General features: G+C 62.0%; 16 protein-coding genes. 7 read left to right on the forward strand and 9 right to left on the reverse strand.

The window, feature by feature from the left end; translation table 11 throughout:
* Nucleotides 1-52: 52 nt before the first annotated feature.
* On the reverse strand, nucleotides 53-664 hold the full coding sequence (locus LFT43_RS16340) for a TetR/AcrR family transcriptional regulator (protein WP_395798502.1): 612 nt from the start codon (nucleotides 662-664) through the stop codon (nucleotides 53-55).
* Nucleotides 665-828: 164 nt separating this feature from the next.
* Here LFT43_RS16340 and LFT43_RS16345 point away from each other — a divergent pair, with 164 nt between their 5' ends.
* Nucleotides 829-1,929, forward strand: coding sequence for an EAL domain-containing protein (locus tag LFT43_RS16345; protein WP_395798504.1), 1,101 nt, complete (start codon nucleotides 829-831; stop codon nucleotides 1,927-1,929).
* A gap of 22 nt (nucleotides 1,930-1,951) precedes the next feature.
* Here LFT43_RS16345 and LFT43_RS16350 read toward each other — a convergent pair whose 3' ends face one another.
* Nucleotides 1,952-2,767: an MBL fold metallo-hydrolase gene (locus LFT43_RS16350; protein WP_395798506.1), complete on the reverse strand. Its 816-nt coding sequence runs from the start codon at nucleotides 2,765-2,767 to the stop codon at nucleotides 1,952-1,954.
* A 219-nt stretch (nucleotides 2,768-2,986) separates the two neighbouring features.
* Between LFT43_RS16350 and LFT43_RS16355 the strand changes: the two genes are divergently transcribed.
* A complete protein-coding gene (locus tag LFT43_RS16355) occupies nucleotides 2,987-4,093 on the forward strand; it encodes an EAL domain-containing protein (RefSeq protein WP_395798508.1) in 1,107 nt (368 codons plus the stop codon).
* A 30-nt stretch (nucleotides 4,094-4,123) separates the two neighbouring features.
* On the opposite strand, the gene LFT43_RS16360 is transcribed toward LFT43_RS16355, so the two are convergent.
* On the reverse strand, nucleotides 4,124-4,762 hold the full coding sequence (locus LFT43_RS16360) for a TetR/AcrR family transcriptional regulator (RefSeq protein ID WP_395798510.1): 639 nt from the start codon (nucleotides 4,760-4,762) through the stop codon (nucleotides 4,124-4,126).
* A 215-nt stretch (nucleotides 4,763-4,977) separates the two neighbouring features.
* On the opposite strand from LFT43_RS16360, the gene LFT43_RS16365 reads away from it, so the two are divergent.
* Nucleotides 4,978-6,498 (forward strand): FAD-dependent oxidoreductase, encoded by a 1,521-nt coding sequence (locus LFT43_RS16365; protein WP_395798512.1) that lies wholly within the window; start codon nucleotides 4,978-4,980, stop codon nucleotides 6,496-6,498.
* Between the two features lie 595 nt (nucleotides 6,499-7,093).
* Here LFT43_RS16365 and LFT43_RS16370 read toward each other — a convergent pair.
* Nucleotides 7,094-7,321 carry an endo-1,4-beta-xylanase gene (locus LFT43_RS16370; RefSeq protein ID WP_395798514.1) on the reverse strand — a complete coding sequence of 76 codons (228 nt, stop codon included), beginning with the start codon at nucleotides 7,319-7,321 and terminating at the stop codon, nucleotides 7,094-7,096.
* A gap of 233 nt (nucleotides 7,322-7,554) precedes the next feature.
* On the opposite strand from LFT43_RS16370, the gene LFT43_RS16375 reads away from it, so the two are divergent.
* Nucleotides 7,555-9,606 carry an acyltransferase family protein gene (locus LFT43_RS16375; protein ID WP_395803133.1) on the forward strand — a complete coding sequence of 684 codons (2,052 nt, stop codon included), beginning with the start codon at nucleotides 7,555-7,557 and terminating at the stop codon, nucleotides 9,604-9,606.
* 48 nt (nucleotides 9,607-9,654) lie between these two features.
* Here LFT43_RS16375 and LFT43_RS16380 read toward each other — a convergent pair whose 3' ends face one another.
* Nucleotides 9,655-9,921 carry a hypothetical protein gene (locus LFT43_RS16380; protein WP_395798516.1) on the reverse strand — a complete coding sequence of 89 codons (267 nt, stop codon included), beginning with the start codon at nucleotides 9,919-9,921 and terminating at the stop codon, nucleotides 9,655-9,657.
* Nucleotides 9,922-10,294: 373 nt separating this feature from the next.
* On the opposite strand from LFT43_RS16380, the gene LFT43_RS16385 reads away from it, so the two are divergent.
* From LFT43_RS16385 to LFT43_RS16395, 3 genes are all read left to right on the forward strand, one after another.
* On the forward strand, nucleotides 10,295-11,185 hold the full coding sequence (locus tag LFT43_RS16385; protein ID WP_395798518.1) for a transposase: 891 nt from the start codon (nucleotides 10,295-10,297) through the stop codon (nucleotides 11,183-11,185).
* On the forward strand, nucleotides 11,182-11,634 hold the full coding sequence (locus LFT43_RS16390) for a hypothetical protein (RefSeq protein WP_395798520.1): 453 nt from the start codon (nucleotides 11,182-11,184) through the stop codon (nucleotides 11,632-11,634). Before LFT43_RS16385 ends, LFT43_RS16390 begins: the two co-directional genes overlap by 4 nt.
* Nucleotides 11,635-12,545: 911 nt before the next feature.
* Nucleotides 12,546-13,151, forward strand: a complete 606-nt coding sequence (locus tag LFT43_RS16395; protein WP_395798522.1) for a YdcF family protein — start codon at nucleotides 12,546-12,548, stop codon at nucleotides 13,149-13,151.
* A gap of 318 nt (nucleotides 13,152-13,469) precedes the next feature.
* Here the strand turns inward: LFT43_RS16395 and LFT43_RS16400 are convergent, their stop codons facing one another.
* From LFT43_RS16400 to LFT43_RS16415, 4 genes are all read right to left on the reverse strand, one after another.
* On the reverse strand, nucleotides 13,470-14,666 hold the full coding sequence (locus tag LFT43_RS16400) for an acyltransferase family protein (protein ID WP_395798524.1): 1,197 nt from the start codon (nucleotides 14,664-14,666) through the stop codon (nucleotides 13,470-13,472).
* A 117-nt stretch (nucleotides 14,667-14,783) separates the two neighbouring features.
* Nucleotides 14,784-16,181, reverse strand: a complete 1,398-nt coding sequence (locus LFT43_RS16405) for a hypothetical protein (protein ID WP_395798526.1) — start codon at nucleotides 16,179-16,181, stop codon at nucleotides 14,784-14,786.
* Nucleotides 16,182-16,225: 44 nt separating this feature from the next.
* Nucleotides 16,226-16,357 carry a hypothetical protein gene (locus tag LFT43_RS16410; RefSeq protein WP_395798528.1) on the reverse strand — a complete coding sequence of 44 codons (132 nt, stop codon included), beginning with the start codon at nucleotides 16,355-16,357 and terminating at the stop codon, nucleotides 16,226-16,228.
* 272 nt (nucleotides 16,358-16,629) lie between these two features.
* Complete coding sequence (locus LFT43_RS16415) at nucleotides 16,630-18,078, reverse strand: dihydrolipoamide acetyltransferase family protein (RefSeq protein ID WP_395798530.1); 1,449 nt, start codon at nucleotides 18,076-18,078, stop codon at nucleotides 16,630-16,632.

Genomic DNA, 18,078 nt, shown 5'->3' on the forward strand with positions numbered 1-18,078 from the left:
CGCTGCGGTGAACCCGGCAGCGATCGTCCAGGTACGTATCCTGCTCGGGTGGTTAGGTCTGGTGGTGTTCGATGAGCCAGCCGGCCATTTCCTGTGCCCGGGCTGCGGCCTGGGTGTCTCCCTCGGTTGCCGAGACGATTGATCCCTTCATCAGGATGTGCCAGGACCGTGCGAATTCTTCCGGCCGGGCGAGGCCGGCCTCTTGGGCCAGGGCTTGGACGTGTTCCCGGATCCGGGCGAGGTAGTCGATGCTTGCCTGCCCGAGAGGGTGGCCGGGGCCCATCTCCAGCAGTACGTTGATGAAGGAGCATGCCTCGAAGTCGTCACGGAGGAACCAGTCGGCGAAGACGTCAAAGATCGCCAGGAGTTGCTGTGTTGGGGTTGTTCCGCGGCTCCGGGCTCCGGCGATGATCTGGTTCACTGTCCAGAGCTGGTCCCGTTGTGCCAGGAAGGCCAGGACGACGTCGTCCTTGGACCGGTAATGGCGGTAGAAGGTGGCCTTGGCCACGCCTGCCCGGTCGATCAGTTCGCTGATGCCGACATCCCGGATTCCCCGACGCGAGAAGAGCTCGTACGCGGCGTCCAGGATTCTCTGGCCTGCGTCGGGAGAGGCGGTACCCGGAAGCGGCCCGGGGGCAGCGAGTGATCCGGGATGAAGGGTCATGGTAAAAAATTGTACTCTCCGCCGAGGTACAGACCGGTCTGTATCGTTGTAAAGTTTTTCCACGGCCTACCGTTCTTCCAGTCAGGGAATTCCCGGGAAGGAGGGGTGGTTGCCGGGATACCGTCGCCGGGCTCAGCCGGAGACGGGGAACAAAGGAATAGCCGATGTCGATAGAGCAGCAGCCTTTCCCGCACGGTGCTGTCCTCCGCCCTGAACCGTCGAGCAGCTCCGGCGGGCGTGAGCCGCTGATACGGCGGCAGGCCGCGGAGATCATCGAGTCGGTGCTTGCCGAATCCGGGCCAGACCGGGCGGAAATCAGGGAGCAACTGCGCGCATGTCTTGCCGCCCATCCCGGACGCCCCGAAGCTGCGCTGCTGGAACACCTCGTGAACATCAGGGCGTTGGACAGGTTCCGGGACCGCATGCAGGACACCATCCCCGCGGAGGGCAGCCCCGGGGCGCGGCAGTTGACAGGATCCCTGTTCCCGCGCTCGGAGGCCAGCGTCCGGTCGCGGATAGAGGCGGTCCTGGCGGGCAGGATGATGGTGACGGCGTTCCAGCCGATCCGTGACCTCGCGAGCGGCAGCGTCGTCGGGGCCGGGGCGCTGACGAGGTTCCTGGGCGAGGGCGGCGATAGCGCGGAGGACTGGTTCGCGGATGCGAAGCACGCCCAGCTGGCGGGCGATCTTGACTTCGCAGCGTTGGAGTCAGCCCTCGGGGCCGCGCAGGAGCTGCCCGACCATCTGTTTGTGGGGCTCAAATTGTCCCCGGACACCTGCCTGGATCCGCTCCTTCCGGTCTTGCTGGAGGAGACGGAACTGGATCCGGGCCGCATGGTCCTCGAGCTGACCGGGGCCCTGACCAACGAGCAGCCCGCACCGCTGGTTGCCGCGCTGGCCCCGCTGCGCCGAAGGGGACTGCGCCTGGCGATCGACCACGCGGGCTCGTTCTTCACCTCGGTCCGGCAAATCAGGCACGTCCGGCCCGACATCATCAAACTGGACCGGAACCTCATTACCGGAATCGACACGGACCCCCTCCGCTCCTCCCTCGGTGAGGCCATGGTCGGGTTCGCCGAACAAATCGGTGCCATCGTCATCGCCCAGGGCATCGAAACCCCCGAAGAACTGGCAACCGTCACCGGGCTGGGCATGACCGCAGCTCAGGGCTATTTCCTGGGCCGGCCCACTACGCGCCCCGCGGACTGGAAAGAATGGACCCAGCAGCTATCCCTGACCGCGTGGCTCACGCCACCGCCGCAGTGACAGGGTAAGTCCGCACCACCCCTTAGTGGTGCGCCTGCGTTTCCTGGAGCCGCTTGATGAACCAGCGTGATTGTTCGGGTCCGTAGGGAAGGACGGGGATCGCTTTGGTAGCGTCCGACGGCGTGTCCCGGATCGACTGCCTCGCTTGCCTTACCGCTGTGGACATGGTGTCGGCCATAGTCTTCACGAACTGGTCGCTGCAGGGCTTTCCGTGGCCGGGGATCAGGAATTCGTAACGGTGGCGCAGGGCCGAGATGTGCCGGAGGACGTCCGCCCAGTCCTCCGGGTAGGAGTCCTCGAACGACGGATGTGCGCCTTGTTCCACGAGGTCGCCGGCGAAGAGGGTGCTGGGCGTGCCTACCAAAAGGTCGCCGTCGGTGTGGCCGCGGCCCAGGTAGAACAGGGTGGCGGTCAGGCCTCCCAGGTCAACCAGGACGGGCTGGTCTTTGACGATCGCGTTGGGGATGACGATCTCGACGGCGTCGCCCTTGCCAGCGGCCATCTCCGGTTCCGTGGCGGAGACGAAGCGGCGCTGGTGGTCGCCGTCGTCGTCGATTGTGGCCGCACAGTTGACGTGCCCCCAGAACTCCGTGACGCCGTCGTCGGCAAAAATGGCGTTACCGAAGTAGTGGTCGTAGTGGGCGTGGGTGTTTACGACCACCAGCGGCAGCTGGGTCTTTTCGCGGACAGCGGCGAGGATCTGCCGGCCTTGACGGGGGCCACAGCCGGTGTCGATCACCATGGCTCGTTCCGCGCCTACCACGAGGCCCGTGTTGAGCAGGCAACCCTCGGTCTCCAGCACATAGTTGTCCGGGCCGACTTCGAGCCATGCTGACATTGTTTCTCCGTCTTCAGATGCGTTCCGGCAGTGTTCAGGCCTCGATTCTACCCACGGAGAGCTGGGAGGATCGTGAATCTGCCGCGCGTCCACAGCGGGGAACCAAGTAACGGCGTGCCCATTTCATCCCAATGCAGGCTGACCGGTTTGTCCGGCTGTAGTATTCCCCTTGTTTGCAGGTCCCGGGCTCAGCCGGAGCTATAGGCAAAGGAATATGTCATGTCGACGCAGAAGCCGTCTTTTCTTGCTTTGACCAACGCCGGAATGCGGGCCAGTCCGGAGTTCGTGGAGCCGCCCCGCGATGAGCTGGGTGGGCTACGCAGCCAGGTCCAGGAAATCATTGATGAAGTCTTGGCGGACTCTTCGCAGGCAACGGATGCGGTGCGTGAAGAACTTCGCCGGCATGTTGCTGCCCATCCGGGGCATCCGGAAGAGGCGCTGCTGGAACACTTGTCTTCGCTCAGGACGGAACAGTCCGGCTCGGGTGTTCCGGACACCGCTGCACCGGCCCCGCACGTGGGCGAGCGGGACTCGGAATCCTCGCAGCGGCCTGGCAGCCCGCGGCTTGAGGCGGTACTCAGGGACCACATGCTGATGACCGCCTTCCAGCCCGTTTTCGATCTCACCACGGCTACCGTGGTGGGCGCCGAGGCCTTGACGCGCTTCCTCAGCGACGGTGGAGACCCTGCCCACTACTGGTTCGCAGAAGCCGAGGACACCGGGCTCCGCACGGATCTTGAATTCGCGGCGTTGGAGTCGGCGCTTATGGCGGCGCGGGATCTCCCATCCCAACTTTTCGTGGCGTTGAAGCTTTCCGATGCGGTCTGCCTGGATCCGCGCCTTCCTGCACTTTTCGATCAAACTCCGGTGGCGCCAGACCGTGTGGTCCTGGAAATCTCCGGGCATTTCCCCCCGGACCAGGCCGCTTCGCTCGACGCGGCGGTGGGGCCGCTGCGCAGCGCCGGCGTGCGCTTGTCCATCGAAAATACGGGTTCCTATTTCGCTGCGGTCCGCCATATTCTTCGGCTCAAGCCGGAGATGATCAAGCTGGACCCGAGACTGACTGCAGGTCTCAGCCGGGATCCCCTCCGCCAGGAAATCGTCGAGGCGGAGGTCGGGTTCGCGCGGGAGATCGGGGCGGTCCTGACCGCTCAACACATCGAGACCAGCGCCGAACTCGCCACTCTTGCCGGGTTGGGAATAACGGTCGGACAGGGCTATCACCTTGGGCGGCCCTCGGTCCAGCCCAGCGAATGGGCCACGTGGGGCGGGCGCGCCGGGCATCTCATCTTCCCAAGCGGGACCGGCAGGGCCATGCGCACCTGATACGCCTGTCGCTTCAAGGGGACGGGTACTTCAGGAAGTGCGCCCTAGGCCTCGGTGCTGTTCTATCAGCCAAGCGGCCATCTGCTGGGCGCGCTTGGAAGCGAGGACGTCGCCTTCTGTGGCCGAGATGATGGAACCCTTCATCAGGATGTGCCAGGAGCGCGCGAACTCCTCTGTACGCTCCAGCCCGGCTTCCTCTGCCAACGCCTGGATGTGTCCCCTGATTCTGGCGAGGTAGCCGATGCTGGCTTTCCCCAGCGGATGTTCACGGCCCATTTCAAGCAGGACGTTGATGAAAGAGCACGCCTCGAAATCGTCCCGCTTGAACCAGTCGCCGAACACGTCGAAGATGGCGAGCAACTGTTCCTCGGCGGTTTCTCCCCTGCTCTTGGCGTCGGAGATGATCAAGTCCACGGTCCAGATCTGGTCGCGAAGTGCCAGGAAGGCAAAGACCAGATCGTCCTTGGACGGAAAGTGCCGGTAGAAGGTGGCCTTCGCTACTCCTGAACGCTCGATGAGCTGATCGACCCCCACGGCCCGGATCCCGCGCCGGGAAAATAGTTCGTAGGCCGCGTCCAAGATCCGATCCACCGCGTCATCACGGGTGGTCGTTTGTCCGGCTGGCGACGAGGCCGGACTGGTGGCATCCGAGGCATCTGGCGAAGTCATGGCGATAGCAATCCTACTCGCACGCCCACAAGACAGACCTGTCTCTTAGGGCCTTTTTTGGCGGTCCATCGCGTCGATTTGGCACCGGGCAACACACGACGCCGGCGGCCACCTCTTGCTTCTCTGGTGGCGTTCTGCTTCTCTGGCACTACCGGGCCGCCGCCGCGCTAACTCCGGTGTGGACCGTGCCCCGGTTGAAGGGAAGTGGGACAGTCATGACTTCTCTGTGGCTAGACGCGCGCGGGCCGGACAAGGACTCCCCCGGTGCAACAAGCCCCGATGAATTCACTCCTGGGAACAGCTACGACGCCGTGGTGGTCGGCGCCGGACTCACGGGCCTGGCCACGGCGCTCATGCTGGCACGGGCGGGAAGCAATGTGCTGGTCCTTGAGGCCCGGCATGTCGGCGCAGTCAACACCGGAAACACCACTGCCAAGCTGAGCCTGTTGCAGGGGACAACCCTGTCCGCACTGCGTAGCCAGTATCCCGTGGACGTGGTCCGTGCCTACGTTGACGCGAACAGGGCGGGCCAGAAGTGGTTGCTCGACTACCTCGAGGGGCGGGGTGTGCCTTTCCAGTATCGGGATGCCTACACCTTCGCCACCACCCCGGCCGGCGCCGATCGGCTCCAGGCGGAAGCGTTCGTGGCCCGTGCCGCCGGACTCAACGTCAAGTCCACCCGCGAGACGGGGCTGCCGTTCGACGTCGACGACGCCTTGCGGCTCGCCAACCAAGCACAGTTCAACCCGATGGATGTATTGAACGCGCTCGCTGCCGATGTTCGGGCGGCCGGCGGAAGCATCGTGGAGGGCGTGCGCGTCATGGACGTCCGGAACGGCGATCCCCTGGCCGTGGTCACAAGGAAGGGCGAGGTCACGGCCCGGGACGTGGTGCTCGCCACCGGGACACCCATGCTGAACCGCGGGCTCTACTTCGCCAAGCTGCGGCCGAATCGCTCTTATGCAGCCGCGCTGCGGTTGCCGGACGGTATGAGCCCGCCGCCGGGGATGTACCTTTCGGCCGAGCCGCCCACCCGCTCGCTGCGGGACTATCCAGTGCCCGACGGCGGAAGCTTGCTTTTGGTAGGCGGGTTCGGGCACGCGGGCGGCCGGGCGCCGTCGGCGCAGGTTCACGTGGACGAGCTGCTCGGCTGGGCCCAACGGTACTATCCGGACGCCGAGGTGACGCACACGTGGTCGGCCCAGGACTACCAGGCCACCAACCTGATGCCGTTCTTTGGCAGGTTCCCGAGGGGCCACGGCAAGATCCTGTTCGGCACCGGCTACAACAAGTGGGGCATGACAAACGGCATTGCGGCGGCGCTGGACGTCGTTTCCGACATCACCGGAAGCGGTCAGCTCCCGTGGGCTCGGACCATCCACCGCCGGGTCACGGGTCCCCGCGGCGCCGCGTCCACGATTTCGTTCAACGTAGAGACACAGCAGCAGAATTTCCGGGACAAGGCAGCCCTGAAGAAGAAGCCAGCCATCACGGAGGAAACCAGCCCCGCCGAGGGCACGGGCGTTACCGGACTCTTCCATGGGAAACCGGCGGCCATCTGCACCGTGGACGGTGTGGTGTGCCGGGTGTCCGCGGAATGCGCGCACCTGGGCGGCATTCTGCATTGGAACGATGCCGAGAAGTCCTGGGACTGCCCACTGCACGGCTCGCGGTATTCGGCTGCGGGGAAGTTGTTGGAAGGGCCGGCTACGCACAATCTGTTCAAGCTGCAGTAGGGGGCGGGCGTCCAATAATTACTCTGTGGCTTCCGTGCCGATCACGCGGGGTCGCGGGTGCGCAGCCAGTGAAGTGCGACGAGCGGAGCACCGCGCTGTCGGCCGTGCTCACCATGTAGTCGTAGACCAGCTGACCGGAGGGGCAGTATCCGCTACTTCGAGCACCAGCGATTGGGGCATCTCGAGCCCCAGAAACAGCGGCCCCTGACCGGTCGGCTGGACCCGACGGTCAGCCGCCCAGCGCACGCCTCATCACGTCGTACGCGGTCGTCGACTGCCCGTCGTTGAAGAGGTAGTAGTGGCCCTGATGCAGGCTGCTGTCGTTGTCGATGAACTAGTCGTAACGGTCGCCCACACCCCACGTCGTGTAGGAGACCCAGGCACGCCGATCGCAGACAGGTGGCCAGCCTCGTGGCGTACTGCTCCGCCTGGGCGCCGGTCCCCCGGCCGTCCGTGACGTCGTTCTCCGAGATGCGCATACGGAGGCCGGCCGCCTCGAAGGTGGCGAGCGTCGAGGACAAATCTCCCGGAGGAATGGCGTCCGTCTTGAGGTCGTAGAAGGGGGCCTGGAGGCCCGGCGCGTCGGCCCCGTCTTTCATGACCTGTTTGACGTCCGGATCGCCGTCATAGACAACCCGGGCGGCCGCCGGGTAGCCGGTCCCGAAGAAGCGATACCAGATACTCTGCTGGAAGCTGTTCCCTGGCTGACGTCGAACGGCTCGTTGACGACATTGAGCGAATCGAGCCGTCCCTTAAAGTGAGTTACCAGGGTGCGGACGTAATCGTGCAGCGCAGTGGCCGCGTTCGACCGATTACTAGACACATGTGGCTACATGGGGTGGCAAATCGTTCTAGGTCGATTAACCGGATTAGTCTCCCGGTACAATCAGCGTGTACATCTCGACTCTGGGGGAACTCTTGGCACTCACACACCGACTCCGAACGGCGTCCAAAAAGCGCCTCAGTCCGTTCGCTGAAACTGGCGGTCCGGAAGCCAGGAATCAGGGATCAATTAGGCCTGACATACAAGGCCTGCGCGCCCTTGCCGTGGTAACTGTGATTCTCGACCATCTTGTTGGATGGCCTTCGGGCGGATTTGTCGGAGTCGATGTGTTCTTCGTCATTTCTGGCTTCTTGATCACTGGGCTGCTCCTTCGTGAGCACGAGAAGTACGGGAGAATTTCCTTCCGGGATTTTTACAGGCGGCGCGCCCGTCGAATCCTCCCAGTTGCGATGCTCGTCCTCATCTTCACCATCACCATCTCGTGGCTTATTTTCACTGGTGGACGAGCAGCCAAGGTCTCCGAGGACGGGGTCTGGGCACTGGTCTTCGGGATGAACTGGCATCTGGCCTTCATCGGCACCGACTATATGCAGGCCGATGGGCTCGTCTCGCCCCTTCAACACTTCTGGTCGCTGGCGGTCGAAGAGCAATTCTACGTCGTATGGCCGTGGGTCATCGTTGGCATACTCGCTCTGACGGCAGGTCGAAGCTTTTCGAAGATCAGAGCACGGAGACTGTTAGGTCTCATCATGCTCGGCATTGTTGGTCTTTCCTTCGGATTCGCCATGTGGGAAACTGCTACGTCACCCACTTTTGCCTACTTCTCCACTTTTTCCAGGGCTTGGGAACTCGGAATCGGAGCGCTCGCAGCCATCAGTTCCGGGATCCTGCTGAAGATTCCGAATTTCCTGCGACCCGTCCTCGCGAACCTCGGCTTGTTGGGCATCGCGGTGAGCATTTTCCTGATTACGCCCTCGATGCCGTTTCCCGCCCCATGGGCTGCTTTCCCCGTCTTTTGTACGGCCCTGATAATCGCAGCCGGCTCCGGGGGCCCACAGAGTTTCCTGAAATCGTTGACGAACCCGGTATCGCGATACCTAGGCGACATCTCCTATTCGCTCTACCTGTGGCACTTTCCTGCCATTATTCTGGTTGGCGCCCTCTTTCCCGTAACGAACCCACTATCAGTAGCCGCAACCCTGATCGGGGTCTGCGGGCTCTCTGCTCTCTCCTACCATTTTCTGGAAGATCCGATCAGGCGCTCATCCTGGCTAATGAAGAAGTCGCAGCGCCATCAGTTGTTTGAAGCAGGTGGAAGTGGGCAACGGCTCGCTATCGGCGGTGTCATTGCGCTTGGCGTCATGGCGACGATCGTGGCCGGCGTTGCCCTGAGCAGATACACGACGTCCCCCGGAGTCGTTGCAGCAGCACCGGTTCCGTCAACGACCTTGGCAGCTGCCGGCCAGTTGACCAAGCCGGCGGCGAGTCCCTGGATGAGTGCGATTGATGCGTCACTCGCGGCAGTCAGCTGGCCTACGCTCACCCCCAGCATCGATGAACTTGGCCCCTCAACCAAAGCTCCGGAGTGGGTCAAGGACCATTGCCTGCAGGCCGCGGGAGACCCGGCCGAGACTGCAGTGCAGAATGCCGGAAAGTGCATCTATGGCGACCCCTCAGCGAAAAAGACAGTGGTCATCCTTGGGGACTCAGTTGCCGTCAGTTACGTTCCTGGGATTCGGGCCGCCATGGAACCGCAAGGCTACAAAATCCTCATTTACACGATGGAGCAATGTCCTGCCATTTCTATGACGGTCAAGCTCAGTGATGGTTCGCCGCACACGCAATGTGACGCTTTCCGGCAGGGAGCGATCTCGGCTATCAGGCAGATCCACCCTGACCTCGTTGTAATGTCAAACGTTCAATCAACGTACGACGTCCAAGCCTGGCGGACAGGCGCCGCCAAGACTTTCACCTCATTGGGCGGCGTCTCAAAGAAAATCGTCGCACTTGGGGCACCCCCACGAGGACCGAACCTGCAGAAGTGCGCGACTCAGCTCAACAAGCCTGGGGACTGCGTCGTGAGCCCTCCCGCAGACTACGGTGACCTTGAACAGGCAACGGCCCAAGCCGCAGCAGAAGTCCAAGACACGGTTAAGGTGGACGTCGTCGACACCAGATTCTGGTATTGCTCGCTTGCAAATATGTGTCCCTCATTCATCGGTGGGACGCCGGTCTATGCAGATGGCGCTCACCTCACTGCGGGGCTCTCCAAAGCCCTGGCTCCTCTAATCGCCAGCAGTGTATCCCCTCAAGCCAAGCCTTAACCCGGGGGCTCACCCAGTTCTTTCGCATTTAAGCGTCGTTAGTTCATCCTAGGCGGCGTGGCGTTGCGGGAACGAGGTCAGGGCCTCCTGCCCTTCGAGGCGGTGGTGTGAACGCACGGATGCCGCTCCTAGGACCTTCAACACCGCCTCCGGCTTCCCGGTCGGGTCCATCGGCGGCGAAGACCTCCGCCAGGCGGTGGGCTGCCTTGTCGCCGAGCGTGTCGCCGTGAAGAGCCAGTACCCGACGCGTTTGTGATCCCTTCCGTCGACCACGCCTAGGACCTGGCCGGTGTCCGCCTCCACGATGGTGGTCATCCACGGCTCATACCCGGTCCCCGCGGACACACGAGGGACAATAAGGGGCTCTTCGTGGTTGGTGGGGAATTGAGTTCGTGTCGTTGAAGACAAGGGGGCCCGTGGCCCTGCTGGGATGAGTGTGTCTAGCATTCAACCTGGAACAGGACCACGAGCCTTTGATCGAGCCTACCGGGGTCGCAGCCGACGCTGCCACCAGCCTCTTCAACCTGCCCGACTACCACGTCATTTCCACCAGCCTGAGCCCCGATGGCGGTCGGCGGGTCATTATCGAAACCGACCACCCTCCGGGCTGCCCAAGCTGCGGGGTCATTGCATCCCGGCGGAAGAGCGCCGCTTCCAGCGGATCCGCGACATTCCTGTCGCCGGACCCGTGGAGGTGCTCTGGTCCAAGTACCGCTGGTACTGCGAAGAGCCGGTCTGCGAGAGGCTCTCGTTCTTCGAATCCACGCCGCAGGTGCCGCGCCGTGCCCGCTCGACGGGTCGGCTCCGGGACCATCTCGTGGAGGCGGTCATCCGCTCCGGCAGGGCCGTCTCGGAGACTGCTGCCGCGTTCGCGGTCTCCTGGTGGATGGTCCGGGCCGCGCTCAACGAAGCCTGCTTCCTCACCCTTCCGGATGTGGATCAGCTGAGCCCGAGAATGCTGGGTATCGATGAGCACCGGTTCCGGTCCGTGCGCTACTTCCAGGACCCCGAATCGAAGGCCTGGACACGGTTCGAACCGTGGATGACCACGATCGTGGATCTGGACACCGGCCAGGTGCTGGGCGTCGTGGACGGCCGGGACCACAAGGGTGTCGGGGAGTGGCTCTTCGCCCGGCCCCTGGCCTGGCGTCTGGCCGTGCAGGTCGTGGCGATCGACCCTTCGGCGGCGTTCCGAAAGGCGCTACGCATGTGGCTTCCCCGGACCGCCGTCGCCGTCGATCACTTCCACCTGATCTCCCTGGCCAACCAGGCCGTGACCGAGACACGGCAGAACCTGTCCCAACAGGTCAAGGGCCGCCGCGGAAGGGCCGTCGATAAGGCCTGGGCGCACCGGATGCTTCTCCTGCGCGCCGGCAATACCCTCACGGAGAAGGCCGCCCACCGGCTGGCAGAAGTGTTCGCTGCCGACGATCCGACCGGCACACTCCAGGCCGTCTGGAAGGTCAAGGAACAGCTGCGGGTCTTGCTGCGCACCGGCTCCCTTCAGGACGCCGCGACGGCGAAGAACGAACTCGAGGAACTGGTCAAGGCAGCCGGACGACCGGAGACGAACAGGTGACCCTACAGGCCCTCATGGCGCTGCTGGGCCACGTCACCCCAGAGATGACAACCCGCTACGCCCACCTCGCCGACACCACCGTCCGGGCCTCATACGACTCGGCGATGGCCAGGATCCGCGAAAGCCGGCAACTTCCCCTGGTGGTCAGCGACCGGCCGGTCGTGCCCGAACGCATCGAATGGCTCCACAGCGGAATGCTCAAGACCCGCGTCGCCCACGGGTACTGCTCGCGCCACCTCGCTGCCGAAGCCTGCCCCTTCGCCAACATCTGCGAACAATGCGATAACTACACCACCAGCTCCGATTTCCTTCCCCAGATCGAGGCGCAAATACACGATGAAACCGAACTCAGAGAAGACGCGCTCGAGCGCGGTTGGGACAGCGAAGTGGCCAGACATGCTCGCGTCAACACCAGTCTCCAGAAACACCCGGACCGGCTAAAGGCCTGACAGCAATAAACCCAAGCTTGACCCAGACGCGAAGGCCGGTTAACCGCCCGCGGTTACCGCAACCCGGCCAATTACAAATCGGTTATTCTCTTGAGAAGTGCCGTCCGGACGGCGGCATGACACTCATCCCGGGAATCCCTTTCCCCACCAACCACCAAGAGCCCAATAAGGGGCAACGTCCACGCCCGGCTGCTCGACCTCGTCGAGGAACCGCCAGGAAGGTCTAGGAGGAGTAACTCAAGGAACAGGGTCCGGACTTTCACCGCCGGAATCAAGCGAAACTGATTTGACGCCTTAGACGCCGGAGACGGCACCGTTCGATGTGCAGCAAACCGGAAAAGTCGGAGCCGTCGGCGCACCAACAATTACTCCTGGTACACCAACAGATTGATCTACTTCTTCATCTATGGAGGGGAGGTGGTATTCCCAGGGCCGTCAGTAGACATTCATGTATTCCCAGCGCTCCCAGCACTCGGTTGAACAATAACCCGACTTGAACTTGCGGGGTACACGTTTCCCGCAGAACCGGCAGGTTCTATGCGGCATGAATAACTGCCGGAGTTTTGTCAACAAATCGCAACCTTCATCGTTTGGCTTTGAGGCGTGGTGTTACCCCAAGACAACTGGAGGACGACATGGGGGACTCCGTGGACCACGGTAACTTGATCCAACGCGGGTCGCGGAGGTTTCGGCCCGATCTTAACGATTCCTTTACGCCGGGACTCTGGGAGCTCACTGAAAAAAACCTGTTGGTAAACAGCCAATCAGCCTTCCGTTCAACAAGCGGGCACACTGCAAGCCAGGTAGGTATCGATAGCGAACTCGATCGTGGTTGTTCGGTGCGAAGGAGATAGTAGTCTTGGATCCAGTGCAGCGCCGCCGCCCCCATCCCGCATCGGTCAGAGGACGGTATGACCCTTATCCACAATCCCGAAACAGAGGCCGCCGTGCCTAAGAGAAAGAAGCGGCCGCTCCTTAGAGCACTTGCTGCAATCGGAGGCTTGGTGATCGTCTGGGGCATTGCCGGCATCTTTCTGTATGTGTTGCCGTCAGCCGACGAACCCGAACACGCAGACGTGTTGTTCGTGCTGGGGCCGCCTGACCAACGCGTAAGCTACGCCCAACAGCTGATGCAGCAGGGATATGCGCCCACGCTTGCCGTCTCGAGTCCCGTGGGCAGGGACGGCAAATTCGAGGCAGACATTTGTAGCGCTCACCGTCCCTACCGGATCATCTGCTTCAACCCTGATCCATTCACCACGCAGGGCGAGGCTCGAGCGCTAAAAGACCTGTCGGCCCAACACGGATGGAAAAGCGCTAACGTCCTCACAGCCCAGTTTCATGTCACCCGGGCACGAGTGGTCGTTGCCCGTTGCTTCGAAGGCGACCTACGCATGGTCGCTGACCGTAGGGGTCTGCCACTGATCTCCTTGGCCAATCCAACCTATTCCTGGATATACCAGTACCTCTACCAAACGGCGGCCCTCGTCAAAGTCGCTATCCATCCCGGTTGCTGAAGGTCAATGAGTGAGCGCGATAGTCGACACCGCAACAGAGAACGCGAATAGCATCGTAAGCACCGGATATCCAAACAGATTCTCATGTGCTCTCTTACTTCGCCTACGGAGCCAGCCCAAACCGTATCTCCCGTCGTTCATGCCCACACAGCATGTCCGCCGCCCCACATCGCTTGAAACCAATGTGCCATGGCGGTGCGTGGCTAGCGGGCACTCCGCCATGGGCCTATTGCCTGCCGCAGCGATCATGCACGCCCGGTCTTGGCTAGGTCAATTTTTGCGGAACAGGAGCAAGCTGAGCTTCCTCAAGCTGGGTCACTAGCGGGAAACCAAGTTCCGTCCCACTTTTTCGTGCTGTATCCCGGTCCTAGCAAGGATCCAACGGGTCAGCTTCGCTGTGTGCCGCTCCGTAAGCTGGGAAAATCCCCAGCCGGCTGTGACAAGCAATGCGACAATGAAAGCGAGAATGACCCAGTTCAGGAGCGTGGGCTCCCATGTGCTTGTTGCACCATTACGGCTGATGGCCACCGCAAGTAGAGTAAGAACGGGCAGGTGCATAGCGTAAAGCGAGTATGAAGACTCCGCCAAGCCCGAGAACGCCCCGACGGCAAACCGCCCAAGAACGCCGCTGGGTTTGGGGTCAGGGAGCATGAGTCCCACGAAAACCGCCGCTGCCAGCGCGACGGCAAAAGTCGCTGGCGGGGAGTGTTCCGGGCTGCCACCGCTGATTCTGTCCGCGACCATGGTTGCTATAAGCACTACCCCGGCTGCGACCCGGGTCGTAACACGGGTGCCACTTCGCCAAGCTGCCACGATGGAGATTATGCGGTGTTGTTGAGCTGCGAGAAGTGCACCAAGTAGCCATGCAGAAAACAGGACGATCACTTGAAAGCCGAAAAAGATGCACAGCGCAATGGTCAGTGTCACGGACGCGTACCGCTGCCAGCCTGACCCGCGGAGGACTCCAAGCATGACTATTGGGAATATGGTGTAGTAGGCGAATTCAAACGTCAAAGACCAAAGGGCGCCGTTGCTGCCCAGCGTCGGCACGTAGGTGGGCTGGAGAAAGAACAGGTTGCCGATCGCGGCCAGTGGCGAGGTGTGGAGGACGGCTTCACTTTGGGGTCCGAAGCGGTCCGAGGCCGAAAAGTATGTCCTTCCAACGGCGTCCATCGCGAGCGTGACCACCAGTGCCGGCGCGAGTACGATCCATAATCGAGTGAGCCGACTAACGGCGTAGACCCTCCAGGAGAAATACCCTCCACGGAACGCTCTAACCACACTTGCGCCAACAAAGTACCCGCTTAGTACAAAAAAGACCAGCACTGCCCCGTGGCCCAGCCCCGTTAGCGCGTATAGAGCTTTGACTGGAACTCCACTGCCTGCTTGTTCCAGCGGGATCAATATCCAGCCACGAACGTGCGTAATCACGACAAGAAGCGCAGCCAAGGCGCGGACGACGTTCAGCGCAGCATTTTTGGATTTATCCCCCATGGCGCAGAGCATATCAGGCATACGGGGCAGGTTACGCGCCCTTCGCCACACAACTGGACGGACCCCACTATTCCGCGGAGGCAATACTCATGTTTCTAACATCGACTGGGTCGGCGTGCCGTCCCAAATAGCAGTTGGCTAATCCGCGTTGCGGAGGGCAGCTCCGATGCGCTCCGCAAACGCAGCCTGCTCGCGGTCCCTACGGCTGGGCCGCCTTAGGAAGAACACCGCCGCGCGTCGAGCAAGCTCAGCTACAACCAGGTACACCAGCATGCGCACAGCTGACCGAAGGTTGTACTGGACCATTTGCAGGGCAAAGAACCCCGTCAGACCGATCAGGAGCGCCGCGAAGATCCGGGATCCTCCAAGTAGGTGCCGTCTTACAGCGATTTCAACCCATGAAAGTAATGCCCCCAGCGCGATGGCGAACAGAACTACCGGCACCCAACCAACGTTAGCAAGCTCGCCTATGCCCGCCGTTGGCGTATAAGCGTTCAGGCGAAGCCTTGGGGCGATCTCGTACCAGCCTGCGGAGTCACCGCTAATTGGATTGAGTGAAATCCAAAGATCGGACGCGTAGATCGTGAGGTTCCCGTAAGCGGTCGCCCCGATGATTGGGAAGGACACGAGCACGTTGTTAATTGAAGCCCACCAGTCAGCATCCGCGAAGCGGAAAGTGGCAGCACTCTCAAAGTAAGGGATCACGCCGTGCGTAAGCGACGCTCGGAACGTGAGCGACAGTGGAAGCAGCAACGCGGTGAGGCCCGCACCGACAACAACCCCGAACCGGGTGATCCGTGAGTTCCGGGCAACGAAGCTCCCGACTGCGAAGAGAATCGGGATTAGGGCAAGGCGTCTTGAGCCCATCGAAAAGAGGACCGTCGCATAGCCGAGGAACAGGACCAAAACAAGGGCCCGTTTTGGTCCTGAGGTTGAGCCGAAGAAGTAGCCTAGGACTACGATCATCCCGGCAGCTAGCGATGTTCCGATTGACCCTGTGAAGCTGCCCTGGCTCGCAAAAAGGTAGCTGTCGCGTAACAAGATGTCCGGGATTCCGATGTCCGCGACTATAACAAGGAGAGGCACTGCCGAAAGTAAGACCGTGACGGCCTTGGGCCCCTGGGTAGACCAGTCTAGGGACTTCGGGGCCTCCCCGGCTCCGAAACGTATCCGGAGGATAATTCCCGAAGTGAAAATTGTGACGGCTGAGAAAGTCATAAGCAGCAAGAAGGTGCTAAAACTCTGACCCTCGGAAAGCCAGATGTTGATGCTGCTGCCGCGACCCTGCAAGGAAACCAGCACGTCCCGTAGTGCGTACCCCAGCACGCCAATAAGAAAGAAGAACCCGGAGGCCACGAGGGTTGGAGACAGGTACATTGCATTGAAGTGCCGCCTATTCAACCACCACGCGAGCAATGGTAGTGCCGCGACCCCAGCAACAGCGGATAGCTCGGAATTCGTTAGAGCCAAGGCGAGCACCGCAAACAGAACCGCCACGGCTCCCGCGGCAAACGCCACCTCAGTTTTGGTCTTCATGACTTCCCCCATCTGGTGCTCGCCATTTTGCCTCGGAGAGCTTACTAAGCAGCGAGTGCCAATACAACGACGGCGACTGCGGCAAGACCCGGCCCGTAATTCTGCAAGGTGTGGTAGGCGACCCCCATGGTCGCCAAAGCAAAGAAGGACATGTCAAGTACTTTGCGCTTCTTCACTTTGTTCATCTTACCGGTCACGCAGGACCGGTTAAGGCGCCTAATCCGGCCCGCCCTTGGGTGTAACTACATGAAGCAGCAGACGGTCGAACGCGTTGGCCGACAACAGGCTGTCTCTGCGGAAGTTGACTCTTGAACACTGCATTTTGTGGCAAGTATCGGGGGAAGACTTCGGGCGTTGCTTTGGCAGACGAGCACGACCGATTGCCGGGAGCCAGGCTATAATGCGAGGTCCGACAACGTCCTCGGAGCAGGCGCCCTTGCGCTGTCCCCTACAAATCCGCCAGCACCGTTCCCGGGTTCTCGATCGCGTCCGCCACGTACCGGAGGAATCCCGCAGCCGTTTCCCCATCACAGACCCGGTGATCGAAAGCCAAGGTCAGCTCCGTGACCTTGCGGACAGCCAGCTGACCGTCCACCACCCAAGGCTTGTCGATGATGCGGCCCACGCCAAGCATGGCGACTTCGGGATAGTTAATGATCGCTGCGGAGCCGTCCACGCCGAATACCCCGTAGTTGTTCAGAGTGAAGGTTCCGCTGGCCAACTCGGTAGGTGTTGCTTTACCGTCGCGCGCTACGGCGGTGAGCCGGCGGATCTCGGCATCCAGTTCGCGGGCGCTCAACAGGTGGGCGTTCCGCACGGAGGGAACCACCAGTCCGCGATCTGTCTGGGCAGCGAAGCCAAGGTTGATGCCGTCGAAAGCGATGATCTCCTGCATCTCACCGCCGGCCGCGTCTTCAGCGGTGACGATCCGGGTATTCAGCTCCGGGAATTTTTTTAGCCCAGCTGTGACAAAACGGGCGATGAACGCAAGCAGTCCAGGAGCGCCGTGGGGATCGCGCTTCTTGAGTTCAGCACGCATCTCCAGCAGCGCAGTAGCGTCGACATCCACCCAAACAGTCGCTTCAGGGATCTCGGAGCGGCTGCGAGTCATGTTCGCAGCAACAGCTTTCCGCACTCCGCGAACCGGGGTACGCGAGGCGACGGGCAAGCCGGTGCGGGAATCCTGAATCCCGGCGGCAGGCTCCGCCACGGCTAGAGCCTTCAGAGCCGGTACCTCCGCGGGCGCGGTCTCACGCGGGACCGAACCAATGAGAGCCTCGACATCCCGGCGGAGGATCAGCCCGCTCTCCCCCGAGCCAGGTACGGCGTCCAGCGAGACCCCGTGGTCCCGAGCCATCTTCCGCACCAACGGGGAAATCACGGCAGAAAGCTTCCCCGGAACCCGTGTACGGGACAACGAGAGTTCGAAGTCAGGGGCGGAGGCCACGGCGACAGCAGAACCGGAGGCCTTCCGTGGCCGCGTACGCCGTGCCTCGCCACCACCAGACGTGCCATAGCCAATGAGCACGTTCCCGGATCCGGCCTTTTCCTCAGTCCGGTAAGCCTCGGCAGCTGCGGAGGCAGCGGGTGCCTCGGAAACAACCTCTGCGGGAGCGGCCTCTTCCGCAGGACCAGACTCGACCACGGCACCAACAGGAGCCACCGAAATCAGCGGCTTCCCGACGTCGAGCGTTTGGCCGGCTTCGCCGTGCAACACGGCGACGATCCCCGCGTACGGCGAGGGCACCTCCACCATGGACTTCGCAGTCTCAACTTCGGCGATCGGCTGGTCCACACGGATCTCGTCGCCAACGGCCACAAGCCAGTTTACGAGTTCGGCCTCGGTGAGGCCCTCCCCCAGGTCCGGAAGCAGGAACACCTGCATTTCTGCGCTCAT

Origin of the sequence: Arthrobacter sp. FW306-04-A, from assembly GCF_044358315.1 — a bacterium.
GTDB lineage: Bacteria > Actinomycetota > Actinomycetes > Actinomycetales > Micrococcaceae > Arthrobacter.

Coding starts and splice junctions, on each gene's coding strand:
- LFT43_RS16350 (WP_395798506.1), bottom strand. CDS start 2,767: ATGTCAGCATGGCTCGAAGTCGGCCCGGACAACTATGTGCTGGAGACC.
- LFT43_RS16395 (WP_395798522.1), top strand. CDS start 12,546: ATGACCCTTATCCACAATCCCGAAACAGAGGCCGCCGTGCCTAAGAGA.
- LFT43_RS16340 (WP_395798502.1), bottom strand. CDS start 664: ATGACCCTTCATCCCGGATCACTCGCTGCCCCCGGGCCGCTTCCGGGT.
- LFT43_RS16360 (WP_395798510.1), bottom strand. CDS start 4,762: ATGACTTCGCCAGATGCCTCGGATGCCACCAGTCCGGCCTCGTCGCCA.
- LFT43_RS16355 (WP_395798508.1), top strand. CDS start 2,987: ATGTCGACGCAGAAGCCGTCTTTTCTTGCTTTGACCAACGCCGGAATG.
- LFT43_RS16405 (WP_395798526.1), bottom strand. CDS start 16,181: ATGAAGACCAAAACTGAGGTGGCGTTTGCCGCGGGAGCCGTGGCGGTT.
- LFT43_RS16400 (WP_395798524.1), bottom strand. CDS start 14,666: ATGCCTGATATGCTCTGCGCCATGGGGGATAAATCCAAAAATGCTGCG.
- LFT43_RS16380 (WP_395798516.1), bottom strand. CDS start 9,921: ATGACCACCATCGTGGAGGCGGACACCGGCCAGGTCCTAGGCGTGGTC.
- LFT43_RS16415 (WP_395798530.1), bottom strand. CDS start 18,078: ATGAGCGCAGAAATGCAGGTGTTCCTGCTTCCGGACCTGGGGGAGGGC.
- LFT43_RS16345 (WP_395798504.1), top strand. CDS start 829: ATGTCGATAGAGCAGCAGCCTTTCCCGCACGGTGCTGTCCTCCGCCCT.
- LFT43_RS16365 (WP_395798512.1), top strand. CDS start 4,978: ATGACTTCTCTGTGGCTAGACGCGCGCGGGCCGGACAAGGACTCCCCC.